At 62.9% G+C, this 22,306-nt stretch carries 19 protein-coding genes; 10 read left to right on the top strand and 9 right to left on the bottom strand.

The window, feature by feature from the left end; genetic code table 11:
- The 10 genes from NKI99_RS06870 (at nucleotide 1) to NKI99_RS06825 (ending at nucleotide 11,646) form a co-directional block, all read left to right on the top strand.
- Nucleotides 1-1,512, top strand: a complete 1,512-nt coding sequence (locus tag NKI99_RS06870; protein WP_352610309.1) for an aldehyde dehydrogenase family protein — start codon at nucleotides 1-3, stop codon at nucleotides 1,510-1,512.
- Between the two features lie 57 nt (nucleotides 1,513-1,569).
- On the top strand, nucleotides 1,570-2,823 hold the full coding sequence (locus NKI99_RS06865; protein WP_292139034.1) for an ABC transporter substrate-binding protein: 1,254 nt from the start codon (nucleotides 1,570-1,572) through the stop codon (nucleotides 2,821-2,823).
- Between the two features lie 104 nt (nucleotides 2,824-2,927).
- Entirely contained in the window at nucleotides 2,928-3,884 is a 957-nt protein-coding gene (locus tag NKI99_RS06860; protein WP_024502750.1) for a carbohydrate ABC transporter permease, read from the top strand.
- On the top strand, nucleotides 3,881-4,825 hold the full coding sequence (locus NKI99_RS06855; RefSeq protein WP_023810088.1) for a carbohydrate ABC transporter permease: 945 nt from the start codon (nucleotides 3,881-3,883) through the stop codon (nucleotides 4,823-4,825). The genes NKI99_RS06860 and NKI99_RS06855 overlap by 4 nt, the downstream gene beginning before the upstream one ends.
- A 4-nt stretch (nucleotides 4,826-4,829) precedes the next feature.
- Entirely contained in the window at nucleotides 4,830-5,945 is a 1,116-nt protein-coding gene (locus NKI99_RS06850; RefSeq protein WP_023810089.1) for an ABC transporter ATP-binding protein, read from the top strand.
- Between the two features lie 88 nt (nucleotides 5,946-6,033).
- A complete protein-coding gene (locus NKI99_RS06845) occupies nucleotides 6,034-7,536 on the top strand; it encodes a GMC oxidoreductase (RefSeq protein ID WP_352610306.1) in 1,503 nt (500 codons plus the stop codon).
- Nucleotides 7,533-8,291 (top strand): 3-ketoacyl-ACP reductase, encoded by a 759-nt coding sequence (locus tag NKI99_RS06840; RefSeq protein ID WP_023810091.1) that lies wholly within the window; start codon nucleotides 7,533-7,535, stop codon nucleotides 8,289-8,291. Before NKI99_RS06845 ends, NKI99_RS06840 begins: the two co-directional genes overlap by 4 nt.
- A gap of 12 nt (nucleotides 8,292-8,303) precedes the next feature.
- Entirely contained in the window at nucleotides 8,304-9,932 is a 1,629-nt protein-coding gene (locus NKI99_RS06835; RefSeq protein WP_023810092.1) for a GMC family oxidoreductase, read from the top strand.
- Between the two features lie 17 nt (nucleotides 9,933-9,949).
- Entirely contained in the window at nucleotides 9,950-10,258 is a 309-nt protein-coding gene (locus tag NKI99_RS06830) for a Dabb family protein (protein WP_023810093.1), read from the top strand.
- Between the two features lie 152 nt (nucleotides 10,259-10,410).
- The gene (locus NKI99_RS06825; RefSeq protein ID WP_031212831.1) at nucleotides 10,411-11,646 is read left to right on the top strand and encodes an MFS transporter; all 1,236 of its coding nucleotides are present in this window, start codon (nucleotides 10,411-10,413) and stop codon (nucleotides 11,644-11,646) included.
- A 7-nt stretch (nucleotides 11,647-11,653) separates the two neighbouring features.
- Here the strand turns inward: NKI99_RS06825 and NKI99_RS06820 are convergent, their stop codons facing one another.
- From NKI99_RS06820 to NKI99_RS06780, 9 genes are all read right to left on the bottom strand, one after another.
- Nucleotides 11,654-12,499, bottom strand: a complete 846-nt coding sequence (locus NKI99_RS06820; protein WP_013529691.1) for an EamA family transporter — start codon at nucleotides 12,497-12,499, stop codon at nucleotides 11,654-11,656.
- Nucleotides 12,496-13,398, bottom strand: a complete 903-nt coding sequence (locus NKI99_RS06815) for an endonuclease/exonuclease/phosphatase family protein (RefSeq protein WP_023810095.1) — start codon at nucleotides 13,396-13,398, stop codon at nucleotides 12,496-12,498. Before NKI99_RS06815 ends, NKI99_RS06820 begins: the two co-directional genes overlap by 4 nt.
- 164 nt (nucleotides 13,399-13,562) lie before the next feature.
- Nucleotides 13,563-15,113, bottom strand: a complete 1,551-nt coding sequence (locus NKI99_RS06810; RefSeq protein ID WP_352610303.1) for a cation:proton antiporter — start codon at nucleotides 15,111-15,113, stop codon at nucleotides 13,563-13,565.
- A gap of 273 nt (nucleotides 15,114-15,386) precedes the next feature.
- Nucleotides 15,387-16,451: an ABC transporter ATP-binding protein gene (locus tag NKI99_RS06805; protein ID WP_352610301.1), complete on the bottom strand. Its 1,065-nt coding sequence runs from the start codon at nucleotides 16,449-16,451 to the stop codon at nucleotides 15,387-15,389.
- Nucleotides 16,452-16,481: 30 nt separating this feature from the next.
- Entirely contained in the window at nucleotides 16,482-17,273 is a 792-nt protein-coding gene (locus tag NKI99_RS06800) for an ABC transporter permease (RefSeq protein WP_023759707.1), read from the bottom strand.
- Nucleotides 17,270-18,184: an ABC transporter permease gene (locus NKI99_RS06795; RefSeq protein ID WP_023810098.1), complete on the bottom strand. Its 915-nt coding sequence runs from the start codon at nucleotides 18,182-18,184 to the stop codon at nucleotides 17,270-17,272. The genes NKI99_RS06800 and NKI99_RS06795 overlap by 4 nt, the downstream gene beginning before the upstream one ends.
- Before the next feature lie 63 nt (nucleotides 18,185-18,247).
- Entirely contained in the window at nucleotides 18,248-19,354 is a 1,107-nt protein-coding gene (locus NKI99_RS06790) for an ABC transporter substrate-binding protein (RefSeq protein ID WP_127290572.1), read from the bottom strand.
- 242 nt (nucleotides 19,355-19,596) lie between these two features.
- Nucleotides 19,597-20,769 (bottom strand): iron-containing alcohol dehydrogenase, encoded by a 1,173-nt coding sequence (locus tag NKI99_RS06785; protein ID WP_352554230.1) that lies wholly within the window; start codon nucleotides 20,767-20,769, stop codon nucleotides 19,597-19,599.
- A gap of 17 nt (nucleotides 20,770-20,786) precedes the next feature.
- A complete protein-coding gene (locus NKI99_RS06780) occupies nucleotides 20,787-22,175 on the bottom strand; it encodes an aldehyde dehydrogenase family protein (RefSeq protein ID WP_023810101.1) in 1,389 nt (462 codons plus the stop codon).
- Between the last annotated feature and the right edge of the window lie 131 nt (nucleotides 22,176-22,306).

Genomic DNA, 22,306 nt, shown 5'->3' with positions numbered 1-22,306 from the left:
ATGAACGCCCCCCTCAAGATCGCCATGCCGGCCGAGGCGGCTGCGGCACCGAAAGCGTACAGACTGCTGATCGACGGCAAGCATGTCGATGCCCGCGACGGCCGCACGATTGCTCGAAATAGCCCCGGCCACGGCTTCACCGTCTCGCACTACGCGCAGGCCGGCGAGGCCGAAGTGGAAGCCGCTGTGCAGGCCGCCCACAAGGCGTTCGAGACCGGACCATGGCCGCGCATGAAGGCAGCTGAGCGTGCCGCGATCCTGCTCAAGGCGGCTGACCTGATCGAGGGCCGGCTGGAAGAGATCGCCCGGCTCGATGCACTGGAATCCGGCAAGCCGATCGCCCAGGCGCGCGGTGAGATTGGCGGCGCCGTCGATATCTGGCGCTACGCCGCCTCGCTCGCCCGCACGCTGCACGGCGAAAGCTATGCCAATCTCGGCGATGCCATGCTGGGCGTCGTGCTGCGCGAGCCGATCGGCGTCGTCTCGATCATCACGCCGTGGAATTTCCCGTTCCTGATCGTCAGCCAGAAACTGCCCTTCGCGCTCGCCGCCGGCTGCACGGCGGTGGTCAAGCCGAGCGAAATGACCTCGGCGTCGAGCTTTGTGCTCGGCGATATCCTGCTGCAGGCCGGCCTACCCCCCGGCGTCGTCAACATCCTGGCCGGCTTTGGTGCCGACGTCGGCGCGCCGATGGTCAGCCATCCCCTGGTCGAGATGGTCTCGTTCACCGGCTCGACCCGCGTCGGCAAGATGACGATGGCCTCGGCCGCGCAATCGCTGAAGAAAGTCTCGATGGAGCTCGGCGGCAAGAACGGTCAGGTCGTCTTCCCGGACGCCGACCTCGAAGCGGCCGCCGATGCGGCGGTGTTCGGCGGCTTCTTCAATGCCGGCGAGTGCTGCAATGCCGGCAGCCGGCTGATCGTGCACGAGGCGATCGCCGACGATTTTCTCAGCGCTGTCAAGGCGCTTACCGCCAGGGTTACGGTCGGCGATCCGCTCGATGACCAAACCAAGGTGGGCGCGATGATCTCGTCCGACCATCTGAAGAAGGTGGCCGGCTATGTTTCTGCGGCTGAAGGCGACGGCAGCCAGGTTTACAGCGGAGGCAAGCAATTGGCCTCCAATGTCGGCCAATATCTCGATCCCACCATCATTCGCGGCGTCACCGAGGATATGGCCATCGCCCGCGAAGAAGTGTTCGGCCCGGTGCTCTCGGTGCTGACATTTGAATCGATTGAAAAGGCGTTGCACATCGCCAACGACACGCCTTATGGTTTGTCGGCGGGCGTGTGGAGCGCCAGCATCGACACCTGCATGTCGGTGGCGCGTGGGGTGCGTTCGGGAACCGTTTGGGTGAACACGTTCATGGAAGGTTATTCCGAGCTGCCTTTCGGAGGCTACAAGCAGTCCGGTCTCGGACGCGAACTCGGCAAACGCGCCGTCGAGGACTATACCGAGGAAAAGACAATCCAGTTTCATCGCGGCCAGCGCACCGGGTGGTGGGTCGGCTGAGTTGAGAAGAACCCGGTGGGCTTCACCGGTCGTGTAATGCAACAAGGGAGGTAGTACATGTTGCGCAAACTGCTTATCGGAACCGCTCTCGCATCCGGCCTGGCTTTCGCGGCCCACGCCGAGGACGTCAAGGAAGTCCAGATGCTGCATTGGTGGACGTCGGGTGGCGAAGCGGCTGCTCTCAACGTCCTTAAGGGCGATCTGGCCAAGGAAGGCTATGCCTGGAAGGACGTGCCGGTGGCCGGCGGTGGCGGCGACGCCGCCATGACCGCGCTGAAGGCGATGGTCGCGGCCGGCAATTATCCGACCGCCTCGCAGATGCTCGGCTACACCGTGCTCGACTACGCCGCTGCCGGCGTCATGGGCGACCTGACCGAAACGGCGAAGAAGGAAGGCTGGGACAAGTCCGTTCCGGCAGCCCTGCAGAAGTTTTCGGTCTATGAGGGCAAGTGGGTCGCGGCTCCGGTCAACGTTCACTCGGTCAACTGGCTGTGGATCAACAAGGCCGTACTGGACAAGATCGGCGGCACCGAGCCGAAGACCTTCGACGACTTCGTTGCCCTGCTCGACAAGGCCAAGGCGGCAGGGGTGATCCCGCTCGCTCTCGGCGGCCAGAACTGGCAGGAAGCCACCATGTTCGACTCGGTCGTGCTGTCGACCGGCGGACCTGAGTTCTACAAGAAGGCCTTCAATGACCTCGATGACGAGTCCCTGAAGTCCGACACGATGAAGAAGTCGTTCGATAACCTCGCCAAGCTCGTCACCTATGTCGACCCGAACTTCTCGGGCCGCGACTGGAACCTTGCCACCGCCATGGTCATCAAGGGCGATGCTCTTGTGCAGGTCATGGGCGACTGGGCCAAGGGCGAGTTCAACGCCGCCAAGAAAACGCCGGGCACCGACTTCCTGTGCTATCGCTTCCCGGGCACCGACGGCTCGGTGATCTACAACTCCGACATGTTCGGCATGTTCAATGTTCCGGACGACCGCAAGGCCGCCCAGGTCGCGCTGGCCACCGCCACCCTGTCGAAGAGCTTCCAGTCGGCCTTCAACGTCGTCAAGGGTTCGGTTCCGGCTCGTACCGACGTTCCGGACACCGACTTCGACGCGTGCGGCAAGAAGGGCATCGCCGACCTGAAGGCAGCTAACGAAGGCGGCACGCTGTTCGGCTCGCTGGCCCAGGGCTATGGCGCGCCCCCGGCGGTCGCCAATGCCTATAAGGATGTCGTCTCCAAATTCGTCCATGGTCAGATCAAGACCTCGGACGAAGCCGTGACCGAGCTGGTCAAGGCGATCGACGACGCCAAGTAAGCGCCACGCGCCAAAAACGCCTTCCCCGCTCCGGCGGGGAAGGCCCAGATCCGCGAACTTATGTCTGCGAAGCTGGTTGGCCGCGAGTCGACGGGAGGAGCCCCATGAGCACGGTAGCGACAAGCCAGATCAAGCTGACGCCGGAGCATGCGCGGCCACGCGCCTCGGTGCGCTCACGCCTGCAGGACGCATTGCCGAAGATCGTGCTGGCGCCCAGCTTCGCCATCACCATCGTCTTCGTCTACGGCTTCATCCTGTGGACGATCTATTTGTCCTTCACCAATTCCAAGACCTTTCCATCCTATGTCCTAACCGGCTCGCGCGCCTATCAGCGACTGTGGGGCTGGACCTTCGACACCGACCCGCCCTCGAGCTGGTACACGTCGATCACCAATATGGGTATTTTCGGTTTCCTCTACATCGCAATCTGCCTGGCGCTCGGCCTGTTCCTGGCCATCCTGCTCGACCAGAAGATCCGCGGCGAAGGCGTGCTGAGGCCGATCTATCTCTACCCGATGGCGCTGTCCTTCATCGTCACCGGCGTCGCCTGGAAATGGTTCCTCGATCCCGGCCTCGGCCTCGAGCAGACCTTGCATCAATGGGGCTGGACGAGCTTCCATTTCGACTGGATCAAGAACAAGGATTTCGTCATCTACACGGTGGTCATTGCCGGCGTCTGGCAGGCCTCCGGCTTCATCATGGCGATGTTCCTGGCCGGCCTGCGCGGCATCGACGGCGAGATCATGAAGGCGGCGCAGATCGACGGCGCCACCACCTTCCAGCTCTACCGCCGCATCGTCATCCCGCTGCTGCGGCCGATCTTCCTGTCGGCCTTCATCGTGCTCGCGCACCTCGCCATCAAGTCCTACGATCTGGTCGTGGCGCTGACCAGCGGCGGCCCCGGCGGCTCGGCCTGGCTGCCATCCAACTTCATGTATGAGTACACGTTCAAGCGCAACGAAATGGCCGTCGGCTCGGCCAGCGCCGTGATCATGCTGATGACCATCGTCGCAATCATCGTGCCGTATCTCTATTCGGAACTGCGGGAGAAGCCGCGATGAGCGCCGTCACCACTCCCGCCCGCCAGGCCTCCGGCGGCGTCAACGTCAAGGTTATCAACCGCATCGTCATCTACGGGCTGCTGGCGCTGTTTGCGCTATTTTATCTGATGCCGCTGTTCGTCATGCTGGTGACCTCGTTCAAGACCATGGACGAGATCCAGAACGGCAACATGCTGGCGCTGCCCAGGGCGCCGACCTTCGATCCGTGGCTGAAGGCCTGGGGCGAGACCTGCGTCGGCCTCACCTGCGCCGGCATCAAGGGCTATTTCTGGAACTCCATCAAGATGGTGGTCCCGGCCGTCCTGATCTCGACGATGCTCGGCGCGCTCAACGGCTACGTGCTGACCAAGTGGCGTTTTCGCGGGGCAACGCTGGTGTTCGGGCTGATGCTGTTCGCCTGCTTCATCCCGTTCCAGTCGGTGCTGCTGCCGATGGCGACCATCCTCGGCAGTCTCGGCCGCTTCGGCGTCACGCTGCAGAATGCAACGGGAACCAGCTTTGGCCTAGGCAACCCGACGGTCAACCTCGTCTTCGTCCACGTCGTCTACGGCATCGGCTTCACCACGCTGTTCTTCCGCAACTACTATGAGGCGTTCCCGACCGAACTGGTCAAGGCGGCACAGGTCGACGGCGCCTCCTTCTTCCAGATCTTCCGGCGCATCATGCTGCCGAATTCAATGCCGATCTTCGTCGTCACGGTGATCTACCAGTTCACCAACATCTGGAACGACTTCCTGTTCGCCTCGGCTTACGCCGGCACCGGCGACGCGATGCCGATGACGGTGGCGCTCAACAACGTCGTCAACACCTCGACCGGCGTCGTCGAATACAACGTCAACATGGCCGCCGCGATGATCGCGGCACTGCCCACCCTTCTCGTCTATGTGCTCGCCGGCCGCTACTTCGTGCGTGGTCTCATGGCTGGCGCCGTCAAAGGATGATCTGATGGCTTTTCTGGAAATTGATGGTCTGAGAAAGCGCTTCGGCCAGGTCGAGATCCTCAAAGGGATCGATGTCGAACTCGAGAAAGGCGGCTTCCTGGTGCTGGTCGGCCCTTCCGGCTGCGGCAAGTCGACCTTGCTCAACACCATCGCCGGCCTGGAGACGATCACGTCTGGCGAAATCCGTGTCGACGGCCGCACCATCAACGATCTGCACCCCTCCAAGCGCGACATCGCCATGGTGTTCCAGAGCTATGCGCTCTACCCGAACATGACGGTGGCCGGAAACATCTCCTTCGGCATGGAGATGCGCGGCGTGCCGGCGGCGGAGCGCCAGAAGGCCATCGACAAGGTGGCCAAGGTGCTGCAGATCGGCCACCTCTTGCAGCGCAAGCCGAGCCAGCTTTCGGGCGGCCAGCGCCAGCGCGTCGCCATGGGCCGGGCGCTGGTGCGCGACCCCAAACTGTTCCTGTTCGACGAGCCGCTGTCCAACCTCGACGCCAAGCTGCGCGTCGACATGCGCATCGAGATCAAGCGTCTGCACGCCACCACCGGCACAACAATCGTCTACGTCACCCACGACCAGATCGAGGCGATGACGCTGGCCACCAAGATCGCTGTCATGCGCGATGGCGAGGTGCAGCAGTTCGGCACCCCGGCCGAGATCTACAACAACCCGAGCAATCTCTTCGTCGCCGATTTCATGGGCTCGCCGGCGATGAACCTGATCCCGGCGACCATCGGCACGTCAGGCAATGCGCTGTCGGTCGTGCTGCAGCGCGAGGCGCGCGAGCCGATCTCGCTGCCGATGGCGAATGCACCGGCCGGCCTGTCGGCATTCCAGGGCAAGCCGATTATCTTCGGTGTCCGCCCCGAAGCCCTGACCGATCCGGAAGGTGCCGAGCGCAACGCCTCGCACATCGCAACCGCCGACTGTCACATCGAGGTCGTCGAACCGGCCGGCTCGGATACCTTCGCCGTCACCAATCTCGGCGGCAAGGGCGTGGTGGCGCGGCTGCGCGCCGATGCCAACATCCAGCCGGGCACCAACACGCCGCTCGCCTTCAACCTGACCAAGGCGGTGTTCTTCGATCCGGCGACCGAGACCCGTATTCGCTAATGTATGTCGCCCAAAAGTGGATCCGGTTTTGGGGCAACGACATGCATCAAAACAAGAAACTAAAGCGCGTCGGGACGCGATTTAGGCCATGACAAATCCGGACATCGTCATCATCGGCTCCGGCATTGGCGGCGCCACGATCGCCTCCGGCCTTGCCGGCAGCGGCGCCTCGATCCTGATGCTGGAACGCGGCGAGCCGTTGCCGGCGACACCGCACGCGCGCGACACACGCTCGATCTTCGTCGACGGCCATTACAGGCCGAAGGAGATGTGGCGTGAGGCGGGTGGTGCCGCCTTCAACCCCGGCAATTACTACTATGTCGGCGGCAATTCGAAGTTCTATGGCGCGGTGCTGATCCGCTACCGCAAGGAGGACTTTGCGGCCATGGAGCATTTCGGCGGCGTCTCTCCGGCCTGGCCGTTCACCTATGACGAATTCGAGCCCTGGTATTCGAAAGCCGAACAGCTGTTTCGCGTGCGCGGTGCACTGGGCGAGGATCCCACCGAGCCGTTCCATTCGGTCCCCTATGCCTACAAGCCGGTGCCCGACGAGGCACCGATCGCCCGCGCCCGCGCCGAGCTGAAAAACCTTGGCCTGCATCCGGCCTCGCTGCCGCTCGGTGTCGACATCGAAACCTGGCTGAACGAGGGCAAGACCGGCTGGGACGCGTTTCCCAACACCGGCCAGGGCAAGGTCGACGCGCAGACCGGTCCGCTGACGGCGGCGCTGACCGACCAGAACATTCGGCTCGAGACTGGCGCTTGCGTCGAATATCTCGAAGCCTCGGCGGACGGCACGACGATATCAGCCATTCACTACCGCCAGAATGGCGAGTTGAAGAAAGTATCACCGAAGCTGGTCATCCTCTCAGCCGGCGCGGTCAATTCCGCAGTCATCCTGCTGCGCTCGCCCTCTCCTGATGGCAAAGGCCTGGCCAACCGGTCCGACCAGGTCGGCCGCAATTTCATGAACCACAATTCGAGCGCCATGCTGGCGATCGACCCGCGCCGCCGCAACGATGCCGTGTACCAGAAGACGCTGATGCTGAACGACTATTACCTGTCCGGCGGCAAGGGCGGCAAGCCGCTCGGCAACGTCCAGCTGCTCGGCAAGATCGACGGCAACATGCTGCAGGCCAATGTCAGGTACACGCCAAAATTCGCGCTTGATTTCATGGCCGGCCACGCCGTCGACTGGTACCTGATGTGCGAGGACCTGCCGGATCCCGAAAGCCGCATCATGGTTGATGGCAAGGACATCGTCATGCAATGGCGGCGCTCCAACATGCAATCGCTCGACGGGCTGACCAAGGTGATGCGCGAAAACTTCCGCGCCTGCGGTTATCCCATCGTTCTCTCGCGCCCCTTCGACAAGCGCACGCCGTCGCACCAATGCGGCACGATAAAGATGGGCGACGATCCGGCGACGGCGGCGCTCGATCCGTTCTGCCGCTCATTCGATCACCGGAACCTGTTTGTCGTTGACGCCGGCTTCCTGCCGAACTCGGCGGCGGTCAATCCGGCATTGTCGATCGCCGCGCAGGCGCTGCGTGTCGCCGATCACATCCATAAGACGGACCTCGCCGCATGACCCGCCCCTCCGCCATCGTCACCGGCGGCGCGCGCGGCATTGGGCTTGCCTGCGCCCAGGCACTGGCGGATGCCGGCTTCGATATTCTGGTCGTCGACCTTGCCGAAACGGCCGCTGACGGACTTGCCACCGACATCACCAAGCGTGGCGCGAAGTTCGCCTACGTCCAGTCCGACATCGCCGATCTCGCAAGCCACACCGTACTTGTCGATACCGCGATGCGCGCCTTCGGCCGCATCGACTGCCTGGTCAACAATGCCGGCATCGGCGCCGTGGTGCGCGGTGACCTCCTGGACCTCAAACCGGAGAACTTCGACCGCACAATGGGCATCAACCTGCGCGGTACCGTCTTCCTCAGCCAGGCTGTCGCCAAGGCGATGCTGGCCACTTCGGGCGATCAGAGATCGATCATCACCATCACCTCGGTCAGCGCCGAAATGGCGTCGCCGGAGCGGCCGGATTACTGCATCTCGAAAGCCGGGCTTTCGATGTGGGTGAAGAACCTGGCGCTGCGGTTGGCGCCCGAAAACATCGGCGTGTTCGAGGTGCGGCCCGGCATCATCCGCACCGACATGACTTCAGGCGTGACCGCCAAATACGATGCCCTCATCGACAGTGGACTGGTGCCGGCCAAACGCTGGGGCGAAGCATCGGACATCGGTGCGGTGGTGGCGACGCTCGCCGGCGGCAGGCTCGGCTTTTCGACCGGCTCGATCATCAATGTCGATGGCGCCCTCTCCGTGCCGCGACTATAAGTGGACAGTGTCATGACCGACTACATCATCGTGGGCGCCGGTCCGGCCGGCTGCGTTCTGGCCAACCGATTGAGCGAGGATCCGGCAAATTCGGTCCTGCTGCTGGAAGCCGGCGGCAAGGACTGGCATCCCTATATCCACATGCCTGCCGGCTTTGCCAAGATGACCAAGGGTATTGCTTCCTGGGGCTGGTCGACCGTGCCGCAGAGTCATATGAAGGACCGCGTCTTCTGGTACACGCAGGCTAAGGTGGTCGGCGGCGGCTCGTCCATCAATGCCCAGATCTACACGCGCGGCAACGCCCGCGACTACGACGACTGGGAGAAGGAAGAAGGCCTCGCCGGCTGGGGCTATCGCGATGTATTGCCCTATTTCAAGCGCGCTGAGAACAACCAGCGCTACGCCAACGATTTTCACGGTGACCAGGGCCCGCTCGGCGTCTCGAACCCGATTGCGCCGCTGCCGATCTGCGAGGCCTATTTCCGTGCCGGGCAGCAGATGGGCATCCCCTTCAACCCGGACTTCAACGGCGCTGCCCAAGAAGGCGTCGGCTATTACCAGCTGACCCAGAAGGATGCCCGGCGCTCGTCCGCTTCAGTCGCCTATTTGAGGCCGATCCGCGCCCGCAAGAACCTGACCGTCCGAACCGATGTGCTGGTGACGCGCATCGTCGTCCAGAAGGGCCGCGCCATCGGCGTCGAAATTGTCGACAGACCGGGCGGCGAGAAGAAAATCCTGCGCGCCGAGCGCGAGGTGATCGTCTCGTCCGGCGCCATCGGCTCGCCGAAACTCTTGATGCAGTCGGGCATCGGCCCCGCCGACCATCTGAAGTCGGTCGGCGTCACGCCGGTGCACGACCTGCCCGGCGTCGGCTCCAACATGCAGGACCATCTTGATCTGTTCGTCATCGCCGAATGTACGGGCGATCACACCTATGACAACTACGCCAAGCTGCACCGCACGGCCTGGGCCGGCCTGCAGTATCTGCTGCTGAAGAAAGGGCCGGTGGCCTCCAGCCTGTTCGAGACCGGCGGCTTCTGGTACGCCGACCCGACCGCCGCCTCGCCCGACATCCAGTTTCATCTCGGCTTGGGTTCCGGCATCGAAGCCGGCGTCGAGAAGCTGAAAAACCCTGGCGTCACCCTGAACTCGGCTTTCCTGCGTCCGCGTTCGCGCGGCACGGTCCGGCTGAAGAGTGCCGACCCGGCCGACCACCCGCTGATCGATCCGAACTATTGGTCCGATCCCTATGACCGCGCCATGTCGATCAAGGGGCTGCGGCTGGCCCGCGAGATCATGCGGCAGAAGGCGCTTGCCCCTTACGTGCTGCGCGAGGTGCTGCCCGGCCCGTCACTCGCCAGCGACGACGAGCTGTTCGACTATGCCTGCCGCAGTTCCAAGACCGACCACCATCCGGTCGGCACCTGCCGCATGGGCCATGATGATATGGCTGTCGTGACGCCGGATCTGCGGCTGCGCGGCATCGAGGGCCTGCGCGTCTGCGACGCCTCGGTGATGCCGCGCGTGCCTTCATCCAACACCAATGCGCCGACCATCATGGTCGGTGAAAAGGGCGCCGACCTGGTCCTTGGCCGCGAGCCGCTGCCGCCGGCGGTGTTTTCCGGAAACCGGGCTGCTTAGCCACTGAGGAGTAAGACATGATCAGGCACTGTGTTTTCGTCAAGCTGCGCAACGATGTCGACGCCACCGAGCGCACGGCGATCCATGCCGATCTCGAGGCGCTGCGACAGGTGATCGACGGCATGGACGCAGTAAAATTCAGCGCCAATGTCAGCCCGGAGCCGTTCGCACGCGGCTTCACCCACGGCTTCACCATCGATTTCCGCGATGCTGCCGCGCGCGATGCCTATCTTGTGCATGAAGCGCACCAGCGCGCCGGCGCGCGCCTGGTCGCTGCCCTGGAAGGCGGCACGGACGGACTGCTGGTGTTTGATCTCGAAATCTAAACCTACCCTCAAGCCACGATCGAGTTCATCGACAGATGGCACCGGTCGGTCTCATCGCACCTTCCGCCATTCCTGCGGGCGTTCGATCAAATGAGCCACGCGAAAACGTGACCACCGGTCTTCCCTGAACTGGCCGATAATTCCCCCCATCGATGATGATGGAGGAAGATTTGCCCCTTAATTCGCAGCAGAAGAAGACCGTCCTTGCCTCATTCCTGGGCTGGACGCTCGATGCTTTCGATTTCTTCCTTCTGACATTCCTGCTCACCGATATCGCGACCGAATTCCACGCCGACGTGCCCGCGGTCTCCAAGGCGCTGTTCCTGACCTTGGCGACACGCTTCATCGGCGCGTTCTTCTTCGGCATGCTTGCCGACAAATACGGGCGCAAGCCGATCCTCATGCTCAACATCGTCAGCTATTCGGTGATTGGCGCGCTGGCCGCCTTCTCGCCCAATCTCGGCATATTCCTCGCCCTGCGTGCTTTGTTCGGCATCGCCATGGGCGGCGAATGGGGGCTTGGCAGTTCGCTGGCCATGGAGTCCATTCCGCCGAGCGCACGCGGCATGGTCTCCGGCATCCTGCAATGCGGCTATCCGGCCGGCTATCTGCTGGCGGCGGTGGTCTATGGTCTGCTCTATCAGCAGACGATCGGCGGCTACACGATCGGCTGGCGTGCCATGTTCCTGCTCAGCTTCGTGCCGGCGCTGATCGTGCTCTTCATCCGCTCGCATGTGCCGGAATCGCCGGCCTTCGTCGAAGCGCAGAAGACCGCGAGACCGGGCATGTGGGAAACCCTGCAGAAACACTGGGGCGTCGCGCTCTATGCCGTCGTGCTGATGATGTTCTTCAATTTCTTCAGCCATGGCACGCAGGATCTTTATCCGACCTTCCTGAAGAAGCAGCATGGCTTTGATCCGCACACAGTGAGCTGGATCACCATCGTTGCCAATATCGGCGCCATCGTCGGTGGCCTGGCATTCGGCGCGCTGTCGGAGAAGATCGGCCGCGTCAACGCCATCACGCTGGCATGCCTGATCGCCTTGCCGTCCATCCCGCTATGGGCCTACTCGACCACGCCGTTCATGCTCGCCATCGGCGCCTTCGTCATGCAGGTCGCGGTCCAGGGTGCCTGGGGCGTCATCCCCGTGCACCTCAACGAGCTTTCGCCCGGCGCGGTGCGGGCGACCTTGCCCGGCTTTATCTATCAGGCGGGCAATCTCGCCGCGTCCTATGGCGGCCCCTATCAAGCAGGAATCGCTGAAAGCGCCGGAGGCAGCTATGGCTATGCCCTGGCGCTGTTCGCAGGCGTGGTCGCCGTCTGCATCATCATCGTCATCCGCTTCAGCCCGGAACGACGTGGCCAGGTGATGACGGTCCTGACCTGAGCGGCGCCTAACCAAGCCTCAGCGCGACGACGCCGGCCACGATGCTGAGCGCGGCAGCACCGCGCCAGCCGGTCATTTTTTCGCCGAGAGCGAAGACCGAGATCATCATGGCAAACAGGATCGAGGTTTCACGCAGCGATGCCACCGAAGCGATCGGCGCCTTGGTCATCGCCCACATGACGATCCAGTAGGCGGCACCGCTGAGCACGCCGGTGAACAGCCCTGCCTTCCAGTCGCGCGCCAGCACCGGCAGCGCCTTCGGCCCGCGGAAGATGAGGCACAGCACCAAGGCGCCAAAAGCATCGCAGATAAACAGCCAGGCTGCATAGCTCTGCGCGGTTGCCGCCAGCCGCGCGCCGCTACCGTCGGACAGCGTGTAGCTGGCGATGAAGATAGAGGTGCCCAGCGCGAAGCCGACCGCGCGCAGATTGAGCTTCTCCAGATGCGCGCCGCCGCGAAACGACATCACCAGCGTGCCGGCCGACAACAGGAAGATGCCGAGCATGGCGAACGGGCCGGGGATTTCGGCAACGACGAACATGCCTCCAAAGGCCGAGAGCAGAGGTGCTGTGCCCCGCGCCAGCGGATAGGTCTGTGCGAAATCGCCGGCCTTGTAGGCGCCGATCAGGAACGTCCGGTAGCCCATGTGGAAAATGACCGAGGCGATGATGTAGGGCCACACTTCCGCCTTCGGCACTTCGACGAAAGGCAGCACCACGAGGGCCGCAGCGCCCATGCCGAGCGTCATCAGCGTGATCGACAGGAAGCGGTCGAGATGGACCTTGACCAGCGCGTTCCAGATCGCGTGCATGGCGGCGGCGGCAAGCACTGCGAAGAAGACGAAAAGCGTCATGTGGCAATTCCGGGCGTTTCCAGGTCGATGTCGACCCGTAGCGGAAAATGATCCGACGCAACCTCGCCGATGTCGGCACTGATCGAACGCACCCGCCCGGCGAACACGCCGCCGACGAAACAATGGTCGAGCCGGCGCTTTGCCAGCTTGCCGTCGATGGTCTTCACATGGGTGTGGAAGTCCGGAACCGGCTCCCCGGCAACGGCGGCGGCATCGACGAAACCATCAAGATAGGCGGCACCCCGATGGTAGGGCGTGCTGCCGACGATGCGGCGATATTCGGCGCTGCCCGGCTCCATGTTGAAATCACCCATCCAGATCGCCGCCAGCGGGTTTTCCGGTTCCGCTTCGCCGCTGGTCCAGTTGCGCGTGGGCTCGTCGTCGACGCCGCTCCACGGCCCGCCATCGGACGGTGCCCGGCGATGCTCGGCCAAGAGATAGTCGATCTGCTCCAGCCGCTCCTCGGCCGCGATGTGGGCGAGATGCAGCGACAACACCCGCACCGGCCCTGCCGGCGTGCGGATCATGCATTCAAGCGCGGCGTTGCGGGTGTTGAGCGGCCGCTGCGTGCGGCGCATCGGCAGCGCATGCAGCCGCGACCAGACGATCGGCAGTTTCGACAGCACCATGGTGCCGAACTGGCGGCGCCGATTGACCAGACGGCCGTCGCGCCTTTCGCTGGCATCCATGTCGAAGGCCGGGCCGTAAACCCAGTGATGTTCGGGCAGCAGACGGGAAAGCAGCTCCGGCTGATCATCGAAATTGCTGCGCTGCCAATTCCGCTCCACCTCTTGAAGCGCAATGATGTCGGCGCCGGCAACGATGCGCGCGGCGCGCGAAAGATCGTAGCGGCCGTCGCCGCCGAACCCGTACTGGATGTTGTAGCTGACCAGCTTCATTGCTTATCCGGCTCAATTTCGTGTTGGCAGTAGCGGTTCGATGCCACGGTTGCAATGTGCAGGAGAATGGACGTGGCTTGGACCAGCCTTGCTTCACCGGGATCATGCACCGATCCCGAAGCACTTCGGTATCTTCCGTGCGCCGGAAAACGGCGTGCGATGCCTTATGTACTCAGCGGCTGGAACCGGCCGGGTGGCGACGCCGCCAGTTCGGTCCAGTCGATCTCTTCCTCAAGGCGATGATAGGCTTCGTCGCCAATCGTCCCGTTGCGGCGCAATTCCTCCAGCGCGTCGCGCTGGCTCTTGATCGCATAAAGACGCAAGCGGTCATATTCGGTCGCTGCCTGGGCATCGTCGGGATTTTTGGCGATCTTGCGTTGAGCGGCATATTGCTCGCGCACCGCGGCCGCCGCGTCCGATGTCTTGCCGCCCAATATGTCGAGCGCGGCCTGCATGACCACGACGCGTGCCTGCGCAACCTCGCGGTCGACCGTTTCGTCAGGGTCGAGATTTAGCAGGCGCAGCAGCGGCTTCAGGCTCATGCCTTGCAGCACCAGCGTGCCGAGCACGACCGTGAAGGCAGCGAGCACGATCGGGTCGCGGGCCGGGAATTCAGCCGGCAGGGCGAATGCCGCCGCAAGCGTCACCAAACCGCGCATCCCGCACCAGCCGATCAGCACGCCGCCCCGAAACGACGGTGCGTCACGCTGACGATCAGCTCCGCCGGAACGGTCAAACCACCTGATGATCGCGCCGCACCCCAGCACCCAGATGAGGCGTGAGACGATGACGATGGCAAGCACTGTCCCGGCCAGGACGAACGCATCGGTCTGCCCCTGCCCGGCAAGCCGGCCGACGATCGTACGTGCCTGCAGGCCCATCAGCACGAAAGCCAGGACATTGAGCACGAACACCGCCGTTTCCCAGACCGAATAAGAGCTGATGCGGTTTCTGGCCGGCATGCGGCGCGGCGCGGTGCGGGCGATCGTCATGGCATAGACGACTATGGTGATGATGGCCGACAGTCCGATCCTGTCGGCCAGGATCCAGACCCCGAATGTGCCGGCAAATTGCACCACAGTGCCGCTCGCCGGGTCCTCGATGCGGCCCAGCGTCATCAGAGACACCCGGCCAAGCAGGTAGCCGGCCGCAAGACTGCCGAGCGTGGACAGCAGGATCATCGGAACGGCGCTGCTCAGCAGAATGGAACCTGCTGCCGCCGAAATCGCCATCCGGTAGATCAGCAACGCGGTGGCGTCGTTAAGCAGGCTCTCGCCTTGCAGAATGGCAGTGATGCGATGCGGGACCTTGAACTGGCCAAGCACGGCCGATGCTGCAACCGCATCGGGCGGCGCCACGATGGCGCCAAGCGCTATGGCCGCGGCGATCGGCAGACCTGCCATCGCCCAGCCGGCAAGCGCGACCGTCGCTGTCGTGAAAAGGACGGCACCAAGCGCCAGCAGCACAAGCGGCACCCTGTAACGGTTGAGATCGCGCAGCGAGGTATCATAGGCGGCATCGAGCAGCACCGGCGCGATGAACAGGGCTAGCGCCAGTTCCGGATCGATCTCTATGGTCGGGACGCCAGGCACGAAGGCGATGGCCACCCCTGCCAGCGCCAGCAAAGAGGGATAGGGAACCTGCACGCGCCGCGACAGCGCCGTCAGCGCAACGGCGATCAACAGCAGAACGAGTGTCAGTTCGAAAAGCGCCATGGCCTGTTATAGCCGGGAAGCGAGACGCTGGCAGTGGCAAAGCGGCTGGAAACTGTTGATTGGCCAGCAAGCTCGAGCCGATGGGAATATGCCTCGAATTGCCTTCCGCCGATGCCCTGCCAAATCGACAAATGCGCCGACCGCACTGACATCGAAATCACCGATAGAGGGCTCGCTTAAACCCTGCATTGCAGCCCATGCCACGCGGACGGAAGCATCCTCCCGTCTTCGCAGACCGGGATGCAGCCATTCATTTTGAACAAGCGCATCAGCCTAGTGAAGCACCAGCATATCGCTCGACGAGAACGAGATCTCGGCCTTTTCACCGACTGCGGGGGGCGGTGTCGCCGGGCTGTTGAAGGTGTCGAGCGAGACCGTGTTGCCGCCGATGCCGACACGAACCCGGATGACCGAGCCGAGGAAATGCACCTCGGATATCTCTCCCGAAAGGCTGGAATCGCGGCCGGGCTGTCGTCCGAGCGAGATTGCCTCAGGCCGCAACGCCAGCGACAGCGTGTCGCCTGACTTGGAACCGTTGAGCTTGCCCTTAAGCGAGACCTGTTCGGAATTGACCCGCACCGTGCCTGCAGCCGCATCGGTGACGGTGCCTTCCAGCACGTTCAGCGTGCCGACGAAATTGGCGACAAACTTGGTCGCCGGGCGGTTGTAGATCTCGAACGGCGTGCCGACCTGCTCGGCCTTGCCGCCATACATGACGGCGATGCGGTCGGAGATCGACAGCGCCTCTTCCTGGTCGTGCGTCACGAAAATGGTTGTGATGCCGAGCTTCTTCTGGATCGAGCGGATTTCCTCGCGCAGCGACACACGCACCTTGGCATCGAGCGCCGACAGCGGCTCGTCGAGCAGCAAGAGCTTCGGCTTCGGCGCGATGGCGCGGGCCAGCGCGATGCGTTGCTGCTGGCCGCCCGAGAGCTGGTAGGGATAGCGATCCGCCATCTGCGGCAGTTTGATGATGCCGAGCATCTCGGCGACGCGGGCATCGATATCGGCCCTCGGCATGCCGGCGACCTTCAGGCCGAAGCCGATATTCTGCGCCACGGTCAGGTTCGGGAACAGCGCATAGGCCTGGAACACCATGCCGACATTGCGCTGGTTGGGCTTCAGCCTCGTAATGTCCTTGCCGCCGACGACGATCGCGCCCGCGCTCGGCTCCTCGAAACCGGCGACCATGCGCAACACGGTGGTCTTGCCGCAACCGGACGGACCGAGGAAGGAGACGAATTCACCACGCTCGACGTCAAGATTGAAATCCTCCACGACCGTGGTGGCGCCGAAGGATTTTCGAACGTGCTGGATGGAGAGGAAGGGGTCGGCCATGGCGTTCTTCTTTCGATCAGTACTTTTCGATCAGTTGGGACGGTTCGCGGATCTCGGCGCGAAGCGGGACAGTATCTGGATCAGCGACATGCAGCCCCAGGTGATGGCGAAGGCGATGATGGCAAGTGCCGCCGGCTCATAGGCGCGGTTGGCACCAATATTCTGCAGATAAGGGCCGAAGGCAGGCCGGTTGAGCAGGCTGGCCATGGTGAATTCGCCGATGACGATGGCGAAGGTGAGGAAGGCGCCCGAGAGCACCGCGATCAGCACGTTGGGCAGGATGACACGGGTGATGATGGTGCCCCAGCCAGCCCCAAGGATCTGGGCCGCTTCCGTCAAAGTGCGCACGTCGATTGTGCGAAGCCCGGTGTCGACGGCGCGATACATATAGGGCAGCGCCAGTGTCGCATAGCCGATGACCAACAAGGCATTGGTGCCTGTATCGGTCGCCAGAAACGGCAGCGGCGAATTCGACCCGTACATTCTGATGTAGCCGAAGACGATGACGATGGCTGGGATAACCAGCGGCAGCAGGGTAATGAACTCGACGATCGGCCGCAATTGCGGCAGCCGAAGCCGGATCCAATAAGCGGCGGGCACCACGATCAGCACACCGAGAATGATGGTGAAAACGGCGGCCAGTACCGAATAGCCGAAGGTGGCCTGGAAACGGGCGTCGCCCAACACGACCTTGTAGGCGTCGAAGGAGTACTCCCCGCGCCGCATGCGCATCGAGAACTCCACGGTCGCGATCAGCGGGATGAAAAAGTAGGCCGCGCCAAGAGCGAAGACGAGCCAGGCCCAGAACTTTCCCGACTTCATTTCAGCCACCTCTCGGAACGGGTCCGGAACCAGATGTAGAACACATTGGCAAGACCGGTGATGACGATCATGCCGAAGGCGATGGCATAGCCGAGATGGGCATTGTGCAGCACATCTCCACGGATCTGTGCATAAAGCAGGATCGGCACGATGTTGAGCGACGAGCCGGTCAGCGCATAGGCGGTGGCGATGGCGCCGAAGGCGTTGGCGAACAACAGGATCACGGTGCCGAGGAAACTCGGCCAGATCACCGGAATGACCACCATGCGCCAGTACTGGGACATGGTCGCGCCCAGCGTCGCGGCTGCCTCGCCCCATTCCTTCTTCAGCCCGTCGATGGCTGGCACGATGATCACCACCATCAGCGGTATCTGGAAATAGACATAGGTCAGTGTCAGGCCCCAGAATGACAGGATGTTGAAGCCATGCGCGTAGATGTTAAGGCCGAACACGGTGTTCAGGATCACCGTCGCAAGGCCGAGGCGGCCGAGCGTGGCGAGGAAGGCAAAGGCCAGCGGCACGCCGGCAAAATTGGAGGCCACGCCGGAAAACGTCAGTGTCGCCGAACGTATCCAGTCCGGCAGGCCACCGCGCACGATGGCAATGGCAATCGCCAGGCCCGCGAATGCGCCAATCAGCGATGAAGCAAGACTGATCTTGATAGAAATCCAGTAGGCGGCAACGATGGACGGTTGCGCCAGCGCTGCGATGTTTTCGAGAGTGAATTCGCCGGCATCGTTCTGGAATGCACCCAGCATCAGATAGAGCGTGGGCAGGATGAGGAACATGATGGCGAAGATGAAGAACGGTGCAACGCCAAGCCACTGGGTCGGCAGCCGCATGCTGCGTGCCTCGGCGGGAGGCGCGGTCTTCCCGGTAACAGCGTGGTCGGACAATGAGATATCGGTCATGCGCCGGCTACCGTCTTCGAGAGAAGGACCGGGCGGCCGCGAGGCCGCCCGGCATGGTGTGAGTTACTTGACGTTGGCGCCGACGACGGCATCCCAGTTCTTGGTGATGGCTTCCTTGGACTTGCCCTGCTCGTCAAGCGTCGGGAACACGGCGGAAGCATAGGCTTCGGCCGGCGGCAGCTTGGCGAGGATGTCAGCCGGGATCTTGCCGTTCTTGGCGAGATCGTTGAAGCGGATCGGGTGGCAATAGCCTTTCAGCCAGCCGATCTGGCCTTCGTCCGAGTAGAGGTATTCGAGCCAGAGCTTGGCTGCATTCGGATGCGGCGCGTAGGCGCTGATCGCCTGCACATAGACACCGGCGACAACACCGGTCTTCGGCACGACGACGTCGACGGGCGGATTGCCCTTCAGCGTGTCGCGGCCGGCGAGCGCGTTGTAGTCCCAGGTGACGAGGATCGGGGTCTGGCCCTGGGCTAGCGTCGCGGCCTTGCCGATGACCGGCACGAAATTGCCGGCGGCATTGAGCTTCTTGAAGAAGTCGAGGCCCGCGGTGCCGGCAGCCTCACCGGCGGCGGCGCCTGACGACAGGCCGGCGGCATAAACCGCCTGGATCGCCTGGTTCGAGGCACGCGGATCACCGGCAAGGGCTACCGAGTTGGCGAATTCCGGCTTCAGCAGGTCGGCCCAGTCGGCCGGAGCTTCCTTGACGAGGTCCTTGTTCACCTGGAAGGAAAGCACGCCGTAATAGTCGCCGGTCCAGAAGCCTTCGGCATCCTTGGCGCTGTCGGGGATCGAGTCCCAGGTCGACACCTTGTAGGGCTGGATCAGGCCATCGGCCTTGGCGGTCGGACCGAAGGACAGGCCGACGTCGATGACGTCAGGCGCCTGCGGGCCCTTGTTGTCTTTGTTGGCCTTGATCGCCTCGATCTCGTCGCCGGAACCGGCATCGGGATTGAGTTCGTTGACGGTGATTTCCGGATACTTCGCCTTGAAGCCGGCGATGACGTCACCGTAACCGCACCAGTCATGCGGCAGCGCGATGGTGGTGAGCTGGCCTTCCGCCTTGGCGGCCTTGACGAGATCGTCCAGCGAATCCGCGGACGAAATCACCGTCGACGCGAAAAGCGCCGCGGCCGAAAGGGAAAGCACTTTCCCCGTGAATTTGAACATGTGTTCTCTCCGTTGAACTGACGCCGTTGGACGCCTGCGATGCGGTATCGTTTTCATGTGACAGCCAGATGAAAGCTTTGTGAAAGCGGCTGCTCGCAGTGCGAAAAAGTAAACTCTTTTTAACCTGATGTAGCAATCGCTTCGGGATTCTTTTTCCGGCTAACTAATTTCTGCCTTGCCCGTCATCCTCCCCCTTTGTTTTCATAGCCCCTTTTCAGATCACTTTGCGTGCGGAAAACGCCTCAGATCGTGCCGGCGATGGCGTTTTCGAGCAAGGTCAGCGCCGCCTTCTTGGTCAGCTTGACCGGGTTGCCGCCGGCGGTCGGATCGACCACCGCCATGTCGGCGATCAGCGCCTTACGTTTCTTGTCCATGTCGAGCCCCTTGATAAGGCCCGGCAGCGCATGCGGCACCTTCAATTCCTTGCGCAGCTTGATGATGGCTTTGGCGAAGCCGTCGAAGCCGCCCTTGATGCCGCAATAGGCGGCGAGCCGGCCAATACGCTCCTCGATGGAGTCCCGGTTGAAGGCCAGAACATAGGGCATGAACACCGCGTTGGTCATACCGTGATGGGTATCGTAGAGCGCGCCGACAGGGTGCGAAAGCGAATGGATGGCACCGAGCCCTTTCTGGAAGGCGGTGGCGCCCATGGCAGCGGCGCTCATCATATGGGCGCGCGCAACGAGATCCCTGCCGTTGGCATAGGCCTTGGGCAGGTTCTCGAAGACCAGCCGGACACCTTCGACAGCAATGCCGTCGGCCATCGGATGGTAGCCGGGCGCGCAATAGGCTTCGAGGCAATGGGCCAGCGCATCCATGCCGGTACCGGCGGTGATGAAGCCCGGCATGCCGACCGAAAGCTCCGGATCGGCAATGACGATAGCCGGCAACAATTTGGGATGGAAGATGACCTTCTTGGTGTGCGTGGCCTCATTGGTGATGACGCCGGCGCGGCCAACCTCCGATCCGGTCCCGGCGGTGGTCGGCACGGCGATGATCGGCGCGATGGCATCCGAGTTGGCGCGCGTCCACCAGTCGTCGACATCCTCGAAATCCCACACCGGCCGCGTCTGCCCGGCCTGGAAGGCGATCAGCTTGCCAAGATCGAGCGCCGAGCCGCCGCCGAAGGCGATGACGCCGTCATGCTTGCCCTTCTTGAACACGGCGATGCCGGCGGTCAGGTTGGATTCGACCGGGTTCGGCCTGACCTCGGAGAAAACGCCGTAAGGGACCTTCGCATCGTCGAGGATCTTCAAGGTCGAGGCGACGACCGGCAGTTTCGCCAGGCCCGGATCGGTGACGAACAACGGCCGCTTGATGCCGGTGGCCGTCAATACCTCGGGCAATTCCTTGATGCGACCGGCGCCGAAGCGGACGGTGGTGGGATAGTTCCATTTGGAGATCAGCTTGGACATTTTTGTCTTTCAATAAATCAGATGGCTTCGCGCAGATGGAAAGATTTCGGCCGGGTCAGATTATCGTAGCCGATGGCCGACAAGCCCGCACCCTTGCCGGTGTCCTTGACGCCGGTCCAGACCAAGGCCGGGTCAAGATAGTCGCAGCGGTTCATGAACACCGTGCCGGTTTCGACGCGGTTGCCGATCGCCACCGCATGCTCGGTATCGCGCGTCCAGATCGAAGCGGTCAGCCCGTAGGGGCTGTCGTTCATCAGCGCGATCGCCTCTTCGTCGTTGCGCACCTTCATGATGCCGACGATCGGGCCAAAGCTTTCCTCACGCATGACGCTCATCTGATGGTCGACTTCTGTCAGCACTTCCGGCGCCAGATAGGGCGAACCCGCCTTGTCGTTAGCCACCTTCATATTGATGTGCGCCTTGGCACCCTTGCGCAGCGCTTCGGCCTTCTGTTCGCGGATCAGGTCGGCGAAGCGCGCCTGCGCCATCGGTCCCATCGTCGTCGCCTGGTCGAGCGGGTTGCCGACGACATAGTTCTTGGTCTCGGCGATGAAGCCTTCGACGAATTCGTCATAGACCTTCTCGTGCACGTAGACACGTTCGATGCCGCAGCAGCACTGGCCGGAATTGTAGAAGGCGCCGTCGACCAGATTGGCGACCGCATGGTCCATCTTGGCGTCGGGCAGCACATAGGCCGGATCCTTGCCGCCAAGTTCGAGGCCGAGCGTCATGAAGGTCCCGGCCGCGGCCTTTTCGATGGCACGGCCGCCGCCGACCGAACCGGTGAAATTGACATGGTCGATCTTGCCCGAGCCGAGCAGTTTCTCGGTCTGGGCATGGTTGAGCACGACATTCTGGAATACGCCCTTGGGCAGGCCCGCTTTGTCGAAAGCCTGCTGAAAGCGCTCGCCGACCAGCAGCGTCTGCGCCGCATGCTTGAGGACCACGGTGTTGCCGGCCATCAGCGCCGGCACGATGGTGTTGACGGCGGTGAGGTAGGGATAGTTCCACGGCGCGATCACCATGACCACGCCAAGCGGATCCTTCTTCACATAGCGACGGAAGCCGTCCTTCGGGTTGGAGGCCGGCACCGCCTTGAGCGCCGCCTCGGCGATCTCGACCATGTAGGTGGTGCGCTCCTTGACGCCACCGAACTCGCCGCCATAACGCACCGGGCGCCCCATCTGCCAGGCGATCTCCGGCACGATCTCGTCGGTCATCGCGACCAGCGCTTCCAGCATGGCCAGCATAAACTTGCCGCGCTCGACGATCGGCGTCTCAGCCCACTTCTCCTGCGCCGCCTTGGCACGCTCGACCGCGGCGTTGATCGCTTGGTCGGTCGCGATCGGCCGCTCGGCATAGATCGAGCCATCGATGGGGGATATGAGTTTGACCGTTTCGGTCATTTTGGAAGTCCTCGCATTCTACAACAAAGGGCTGACGCTGCCCCTAATCCGCCTGCCGGCACCCCTCCCCGCATAGTGACGGGGAGAAGGATGGAGCTCCAGCGTCTTCGCCTCCTCTCCGTTTTCTTCAC

The sequence above is a fragment of the Mesorhizobium sp. M0239 genome (genome assembly GCF_040321815.1).
Lineage (GTDB): Bacteria > Pseudomonadota > Alphaproteobacteria > Rhizobiales > Rhizobiaceae > Mesorhizobium.
Note: the sequence above shows the minus strand (reverse complement) of the source record. Positions and strands in the feature narration are given on the sequence as shown.

Excerpts from the sequence above, each read along its gene's own strand:
- NKI99_RS06800 (WP_023759707.1), bottom strand. The coding sequence starts at position 17,273 with ATGAAGTCGGGAAAGTTCTGGGCCTGGCTCGTCTTCGCTCTTGGCGCG.
- NKI99_RS06780 (WP_023810101.1), bottom strand. The coding sequence starts at position 22,175 with ATGACCGAAACGGTCAAACTCATATCCCCCATCGATGGCTCGATCTAT.
- NKI99_RS06840 (WP_023810091.1), top strand. The coding sequence starts at position 7,533 with ATGACCCGCCCCTCCGCCATCGTCACCGGCGGCGCGCGCGGCATTGGG.
- NKI99_RS06790 (WP_127290572.1), bottom strand. The coding sequence starts at position 19,354 with ATGTTCAAATTCACGGGGAAAGTGCTTTCCCTTTCGGCCGCGGCGCTT.
- NKI99_RS06845 (WP_352610306.1), top strand. The coding sequence starts at position 6,034 with ATGACAAATCCGGACATCGTCATCATCGGCTCCGGCATTGGCGGCGCC.
- NKI99_RS06795 (WP_023810098.1), bottom strand. The coding sequence starts at position 18,184 with ATGACCGATATCTCATTGTCCGACCACGCTGTTACCGGGAAGACCGCG.
- NKI99_RS06810 (WP_352610303.1), bottom strand. The coding sequence starts at position 15,113 with ATGGCGCTTTTCGAACTGACACTCGTTCTGCTGTTGATCGCCGTTGCG.
- NKI99_RS06785 (WP_352554230.1), bottom strand. The coding sequence starts at position 20,769 with ATGTCCAAGCTGATCTCCAAATGGAACTATCCCACCACCGTCCGCTTC.
- NKI99_RS06805 (WP_352610301.1), bottom strand. The coding sequence starts at position 16,451 with ATGGCCGACCCCTTCCTCTCCATCCAGCACGTTCGAAAATCCTTCGGC.
- NKI99_RS06815 (WP_023810095.1), bottom strand. The coding sequence starts at position 13,398 with ATGAAGCTGGTCAGCTACAACATCCAGTACGGGTTCGGCGGCGACGGC.
- NKI99_RS06870 (WP_352610309.1), top strand. The coding sequence starts at position 1 with ATGAACGCCCCCCTCAAGATCGCCATGCCGGCCGAGGCGGCTGCGGCA.
- NKI99_RS06860 (WP_024502750.1), top strand. The coding sequence starts at position 2,928 with ATGAGCACGGTAGCGACAAGCCAGATCAAGCTGACGCCGGAGCATGCG.
- NKI99_RS06830 (WP_023810093.1), top strand. The coding sequence starts at position 9,950 with ATGATCAGGCACTGTGTTTTCGTCAAGCTGCGCAACGATGTCGACGCC.
- NKI99_RS06850 (WP_023810089.1), top strand. The coding sequence starts at position 4,830 with ATGGCTTTTCTGGAAATTGATGGTCTGAGAAAGCGCTTCGGCCAGGTC.
- NKI99_RS06820 (WP_013529691.1), bottom strand. The coding sequence starts at position 12,499 with ATGACGCTTTTCGTCTTCTTCGCAGTGCTTGCCGCCGCCGCCATGCAC.
- NKI99_RS06825 (WP_031212831.1), top strand. The coding sequence starts at position 10,411 with ATGATGATGGAGGAAGATTTGCCCCTTAATTCGCAGCAGAAGAAGACC.
- NKI99_RS06835 (WP_023810092.1), top strand. The coding sequence starts at position 8,304 with ATGACCGACTACATCATCGTGGGCGCCGGTCCGGCCGGCTGCGTTCTG.
- NKI99_RS06855 (WP_023810088.1), top strand. The coding sequence starts at position 3,881 with ATGAGCGCCGTCACCACTCCCGCCCGCCAGGCCTCCGGCGGCGTCAAC.
- NKI99_RS06865 (WP_292139034.1), top strand. The coding sequence starts at position 1,570 with ATGTTGCGCAAACTGCTTATCGGAACCGCTCTCGCATCCGGCCTGGCT.